This window comes from Kitasatospora sp. NPDC057198, assembly GCF_042670125.1.
Taxonomy (GTDB): domain Bacteria; phylum Actinomycetota; class Actinomycetes; order Streptomycetales; family Streptomycetaceae; genus Kitasatospora.
This window is the reverse complement of the sequence record NZ_JBHUWH010000435.1, coordinates 1-6,588: the sequence shown is the minus strand read 5'-3', so window position 1 is coordinate 6,588 and position 6,588 is coordinate 1. Positions and strand designations below refer to the sequence as shown.

The 6,588-nt window shown below is 74.4% G+C and carries 4 protein-coding genes; 3 read left to right on the top strand and 1 reads right to left on the bottom strand.

Translation table 11 applies throughout. From position 1 onward, the window contains the following. Positions 1-192: hypothetical protein (locus tag ACFUEL_RS32375; protein WP_380240581.1), on the bottom strand; the 192-nt coding region annotated here is incomplete at its 3' end. Positions 193-321: 129 nt separating this feature from the next. On the opposite strand from ACFUEL_RS32375, the gene ACFUEL_RS32370 reads away from it, so the two are divergent. The 3 genes from ACFUEL_RS32370 (at position 322) to ACFUEL_RS32360 (ending at position 6,362) form a co-directional block, all read left to right on the top strand. Further along, positions 322-2,226 carry a hypothetical protein gene (locus tag ACFUEL_RS32370; RefSeq protein ID WP_380240579.1) on the top strand — a complete coding sequence of 635 codons (1,905 nt, stop codon included), beginning with the start codon at positions 322-324 and terminating at the stop codon, positions 2,224-2,226. 384 nt (positions 2,227-2,610) lie between these two features. Further along, positions 2,611-5,454 carry a cellulose binding domain-containing protein gene (locus ACFUEL_RS32365; protein WP_380240577.1) on the top strand — a complete coding sequence of 948 codons (2,844 nt, stop codon included), beginning with the start codon at positions 2,611-2,613 and terminating at the stop codon, positions 5,452-5,454. A gap of 170 nt (positions 5,455-5,624) precedes the next feature. Next, positions 5,625-6,362 carry a hypothetical protein gene (locus ACFUEL_RS32360; RefSeq protein ID WP_380240575.1) on the top strand — a complete coding sequence of 246 codons (738 nt, stop codon included), beginning with the start codon at positions 5,625-5,627 and terminating at the stop codon, positions 6,360-6,362. Positions 6,363-6,588: the final 226 nt, after the last annotated feature.

Genomic DNA, 6,588 nt, shown 5'->3' with positions numbered 1-6,588 from the left:
CCTGAGCCCGACCGCCTGACCGCCCGCCCGCTGCCCGCTGCCCCGGCCGGGGCAGCGGGCGTCCGGCGTCCGGCGTCCGGCAGCCGGCAGCAGGCCCCGGTCGATCAGGTCGCGCAGCCGTTCCCCGTGCTCCGGGCGCACCGGGTCCACCCGTTCCGGCCCGGCCGTGCGAGTCACTGTGACGAGGAACATGGCTGGAGGACAGGCGAGTTGACCGTCCGTCTCGGAACGGTCCGGCGGTCGGGGGGATCGGCTAGGGTCGTTGGCCAATGCACCCGTCCGCACCGGCGCGGGCGGGCAGCCCGGAGGGGAGCGCCGCCGATGGCCCGCTACGAGTTGACCGCGATCGACGTCAAGGGCGCGGAGCTCGGCCGCCGCACCGACAGCGTGCCGCCCGACCTGGCCCGGACGGGCGCGTTCGGCGACGCGCACCGGGCCGGGTACGTGCTGGTGCGCCACGAGCGGGGCTGGATGGCGTTCGGGCGCGACGGCGAGGGGCAGTGGCACATCCTGTGCGACGGGGCCGCCGAGGAGGCCGCGTACGAGATGGTGCTCTGGTTCGAGCTGCTGCACCACTACCCCGGGCCGGGCCGGGACGACCCGGACCACCCGCTGGCCGGGGCCCCGGCGCCGGGCCCGCGCGGGGAGCTGGGCCGGGCCGACGCACTGCGGCTGGCGGCCGAGCGGGCCGCCGCGGGCGGCACCGGCCCCCAGCCGGACGAGCTGGCGGCGGAGCGCTTCCCGGGCGGCTGGTACGTGTACGTGCCGGTGGAGGTGGACGACAGCGACCCGATGGCGTTCCTGGACTCGCTGACGCTGGACGCCCCGGTGTTCCTGGTCGGCGACCTGGGGCGGGTCCGGGAGGCGAGCACCGCGCTGCCGCCGGACGTGCTGCGCGAACGCTTCCGGGCCGAGGAGGTGTTCATCCGCCGGCGGCCCGCCGAGGAGGCGTACATGGCCGACTTCGCCGCCGCCTTCGAGCGGGCCGCGCGGGCCGACGACGAGCCCGCCGTCGCCTCCTTCACCGTCGTGGACGACCCGCAGGCCCTCGCCGCCCAGGCCGCCGGGCTGGTCGACCCGATCGTGCAGCAGCTCTCCCTGCTCGGGACGCCCGGCTGGGACGGCTTCACGGCGGTGTTCTCCTGCACCGTCGGCGCCGACGTCGCGCAGGTCGCCTTCCGGTACGGCGGGCGGGAGGAGGCGGTCCGCGTCCCGGAGAGCCTGGCCGTCCTGGTCCGCCGCCAGCGCCACCTGTCCGCCCGGATGCCCGCCGGGCCCTGGTACCGGCTGGTCATGGCGGCCGACACCCGCCCCGGCGGCGCCGGCGTGCTGACCAGCTACGACTACGCGGACGAGCCGCTGCCCGCCGACCAGTTGCTCTCCCCCGCCCACTACCGCGAGGACCTGCTCGCCTACCCGCGCCCCACCGTCCCGGCCTGGCTGACGCTCCACCTGCCCGAGGCCGCCACCCTCGGCAGGACCTCGGAGCCCGCACCCGCCGCCAAGCCCGCACCCGCACCCGCACCCGCACCGAAGTCGACGCCGCAGCCGAAGCCCGCCCCCGCGCCGAAGCCCGTACCGAAGCCCGCGCCGCAGCCGCAGGCCGTGCCCGCGCTGCCCGTCCTGGAGTCCACCCACGCCGGGCGGCGGCTGTACGCCGACACCCGGCACCTCGTCCTCGGCGGGAACGTGCTGGCCTTCGACGAGGCCGACTGGGTGCGCTACCTGATGCGCCGGGACATCACCCCGCGCCGCTTCCTGCCGAGCGTGCACAGCACCATGTACGGCTTCGGGCTCGGGACGGCCGACCCGCGCGGGCCGGTCTTCGAGCCGTACGGGTGGGAGGAGCCGCAGTCCCTGGGGCAGCTGGTGTTCACGGCGCGCGGGAAGATGGCCGAACCGCCGGAGGAGTGGCGGACCCTGGTCGAGCTGGCCCAGCGGTACGTGGCGCCGCGGCTGGTGGACGGCTTCACCGAGCGGGTCGGGGCCGGGGAGGAGGTGGTGATCGGCAAGCTGCGGCTGGGCCGGGAGGGGATCCGCGGCGAGGGGAAGTACGGGACCGCGCTGGCGTGGGACGAGGTGCGCCGGATGCGGACCACGGGCGGCTACGTGTCGCTGTACCGGGCCCGGGACGACCAGTCCGCCCTGATGGCCTCGCTGGACCGCCCCAACGTGGTGCTGCTGCCGGAGCTGGTCCGCCGCTTCACCGGCCGGCAGTTCGGCTGACCCCCGTTGCCCCGGCCGCCGTCGCCCCGGCCCCCGTTGCCCCGGCCCCCGTTGCCCCGGCCGCCCGAACTGGTAAAAGCGGGCGGCGGACTGTCGAACGACTGTCGAATACGCCCCTGACGGGGTGTCGGACGGGGCCGCCGCGCATGTCGCACGCAGGCGAAAGAGCTGTCGAATATCTGTCGAACGCGGGGCCTCGAAAGGTTTCGACGGGGCGTCAAGCACCCGCCGGGGAGGGCCCGGTGGGGGTGCGGCCCCTGTAACTTTCACCGCGGGTGCGCCACTGACCTGCGATTTTACCCGCGCTCGAAACGGGATCGTTGTCGGGCGGGTGGACCGGGCCGCTTTTCTGGTCCCCCCACCCGTGACCGAGGAGAGTCCCCCATGACCCCTGTCCCCCTGGAGCGCCGGGCCGCCTCGCGGCCCCCGGTGCGCGGACGCCGGCCGGTGCTGGCGACGGTGGCCGCCGCGGCCGCCCTCGCCGCCTGCGTGGCGACCGCGGCGCTGCCCCAGCTGTCGGCCAGCGCCGCCGAGTCGGCGGGTGCGGCGAGCGCCGCGAGCCAGCCGTACACCTGGAACAACGTGCAGATCGGCGGCGGCGGGTTCATCCCCGGCATCGTCTTCAACCAGGGGCAGCAGGGCCTGGTGTACGCCCGCACCGACATCGGCGGCGCGTACCGGCAGGACCCGGCCACCAAGCAGTGGATCCCGCTGCTGGACTCGCTGGGCTGGGACGACTGGGGCCTGACCGGCGTGGCCAGCCTCGCCACCGACGCCAAGAACCCGAACCGGGTCTACATCGCGGCGGGCACCTACACCAACAGCTGGGACCCGGCGAACGGCGCGATCCTGCGCTCCACCGACCAGGGAAAGACCTGGCAGCGCACCACCCTGCCGTTCAAGCTCGGCGGCAACATGCCGGGCCGCGGCATGGGCGAGCGCCTGACCATCGACCCGAACAACAGCGCGGTGCTGTGGTTCGGCGCCCCGAGCGGCAAGGGCCTGTGGCGCAGCACCGACTACGGCGTGACCTGGTCGCAGGTGACGGCGTTCCCGGTGACCGGCACGTACGCGCCGGACCCGTCCGACACCTCGGGCTACCAGAGCGACCCGCTGGGCGTGCTGTGGGAGGTCTTCGACAAGGGCAGCGGCACCGTCAACGGCGTGACGAAGACCGTGTACGTCGGCGTCGCGGACAAGCAGAACAGCATCTACCGCTCGGACGACGGCGGCACCACCTGGACCAGGATCGGCGGCCAGCCCACCGGCTTCGTCCCGCACAAGGCCGTCCTGGACGCGTCCGGCGGCAACCTGTTCGTCTCGTACTCGGACACCGGCGGCCCGTACGACGGCGCGCACGGCGACGTGTGGAAGTACGCGACGGGCACCGGCACCTGGACGAACGTCAGCCCGGTGCCGTCCTCGGACAGCAGCAACAACTTCTTCGGCTACTCGGGCCTGACCGTCGACCGCCAGCACCCCAACGTGCTGATGGTGACGGGCTACAGCTCGTGGTGGCCCGACACCCAGATCTGGCGCTCCACCGACTCGGGCGCCACCTGGAAGCCGTTCTGGTCGTACAACGGGTACCCGACCCGGGTCGACCAGTACTCCATCGACATCTCCTCGGTGCCGTGGCTGACCTTCAACGCGAACGTCTCCGCTCCGGAGGAGTCGCCGAAGCTCGGCTGGATGACCGAGTCGCTGGAGATCGACCCGTTCGACTCGGACCGGATGATGTACGGCACCGGCGCGACGCTGTACGGCTCCTCCAACCTGACCAACTTCGACAAGGGCACCAAGGTCGGCATCGCCCCCGTCGTCAAGGGCCTGGAGGAGACCGCGGTCAACGACCTGGTCTCGCCCCCCACCGGCGCACCGCTGCTCAGCTCGCTGGGCGACCTCGGCGGGTTCAAGCACGACGACCTGACGAAGGTCCCGGCGAAGATCTTCTCGCAGCCGAACCTGACCTCCGGCACCTCGATGGACTTCGCCGAAGCCTCCCCGGCCACCATGGTGCGGGTCGGTGAGACCGCGTCCGGCTCGACCGAGAAGCACATCGGCTTCTCGATGGACGGCGGCGCCAACTGGTTCGCGGCCTCCGCCGAACCGTCCGGCGTGACCGGCGGCGGGCAGGTCGCGATCGCGGCCGACGGCTCGGCCACCGTGTGGAGCCCGAAGGGCACCGGCGTGTACCGCACCACCGGGACGGGCGGCTCCTGGACGGCCGCCGCCGGCCTCCCGGCGGGCGCGAGCGTGCAGGCCGACCGGGTCGACCCGAAGACCTTCTACGGCTGGTCCGGCGGCACCTTCTACGTCTCCACCGACGCGGGCGCCACCTTCACCGCCAAGGCGAACGGCCTGCCCACCGAGTCGGTGCGCTTCAAGGCCGTCCCGGGCGCGAAGGGCGACGTCTGGCTGGCCGGCGGCACCACCACCACCAGCTACGGCCTGTGGCACTCCACCGACGGCGGCGCGACCTTCACCAAGCAGGTGGGCGTCGACCAGGCCGACAACATCGGCTTCGGCAAGGCCGCCCCCGGCAAGACCTACCCGGCGATGTACACCTCGGCGAAGATCGGCGGCGTGCGCGGCCTGTACCGCTCCGACGACGCGGGCGCCAGCTGGGTGCGGATCAACGACGACGCCCACCAGTGGGGTTGGACCGGCGGCGCGATCACCGGCGACCCGCGGATCTACGGCCGGGTCTACGTCGGCACCAACGGCCGCGGCATCATGTACGGCGACACGGCGGGCGGCGTCTCGCCCTCGCCGAGCGCCTCGGCCTCCGCCTCGGCCTCGCCGTCCACCTCGCCGTCGTCCTCGCCCTCCGCCTCCCCGTCGTCCTCGCCGTCCTCCTCGCCCTCGTCCTCGCCCTCGTCCTCGCCCAGCGGCGGCACCTCCTCCTGCGAGATCACCTACGCGGTGAGCAGCCAGTGGGGCGGCGGCTTCGGCGCCAACGTGACGGTGGCCAACAAGGGCACCGCGGCGGTCAACGGCTGGACGGTGAAGTGGGCCTTCCCCAGCGGACAGACCGTCACCTCGCTGTGGAACGGCACCGCCACCCAGAGCGGCGCGCAGGTCACCGTCACCGACGCGGGCTACAACAAGGCCATCGCGCCCGGGAGTTCCACCTCCTTCGGCTTCAACGGCAGCTGGAGCGGCGCCAACACCGCCCCCACCGCGTTCACCCTGAACGGCACCGCGTGCAGCGTGAAGACCGGCTGACGCGGTGACAGGCCCGCCGCCCCCGCCCGGGATTCGTCCGGGGCCGGTCGGGGGCGGCGGCACCACGGCGGAGCCCGGGTCGCCCATGTCTCGTGGGGAGGCGGCCCGGGCTCCGTCGCGTCCCCGGAAACGCGTTGGCCGTCCGGCGGACGGCGTGCTGTACTCGGCGGATGGTCGACGGCGGCGGGAACGGGCGGATGCGGCTGCGGGTGACCGGCCGGCCGGTCACCGCCGGGGCGGGGGCGCAGCTCGCCCGGGTGCTGGACACCGGGCCGATGCTCCGCAACACCTTCTTCCACCCGCCCGACCTCCGCGTCGCCTTCCTGTACGGGAGCCGGGCCGACCTGCTGCGCCTGGGCGCGCTGTTCCGGCTCGCCGCGACCAGCCCGCACAGCGCGCTGCACGTCCCGGCCCCGCCGGGCCCCGGCCCGATGAACGCCCGGACCACCCCCCTGCTGGTGGCCCGCGAGGACACCGGCCTGCGCCCGTCCGACTGGCCCGCGCTGCGCCGCGGGACGCACCGCGGCGCACCGCTGACGGTGACCGCCCCGGCCCCGCGCCCCGTCGAGCGCCCCGACGCCGTCCACCGCCTGTCCGAGCGCCACCCGGCCCGGTACGCCGAGCACGCCGGGGCTTCCTTCATCCTCGCCCGCCCCGAAGTCCTGTTCTGGATGGGCGACTCGCTGACCGAGGCCGGGGAGGCCGTCGCCAGCGACCGCGAACTGCACCGCAGGGGCGAGAGCTACCAGAACGACTGGGTCGGCTTCTTCCTCCCGGAGCACGCCGACGGCCCGATGCACGCCCTGTGCGTGGTCGCCGCCGACCCGATCTTCCACCGCGCCCGCTGGCAGCGACGGCCCGCGTCCGGCGCCGGGGCCGGGGCCAGCGCCGGGGCCGGCCTCGGCTGACGCGCCCGACGCCGCGCCGTCCAGGAACCACCGTCCGGGAAGCACCGTCCGGCCACGAATCGTTCACCGGCCGGAACGCGACGCGGGGAGCGTCGTGCGAGGGGGTATCGGATCGATGGTCATGGCGTTCGCTCTCACCTTGCCCGGCCTGGCGCTGGCGGTGGTGCTGTGCGCGCTCGGCGCGACGGTGTTCCGGCGGCTGGCCGGTTCGAGGCTGGTTCCGGCC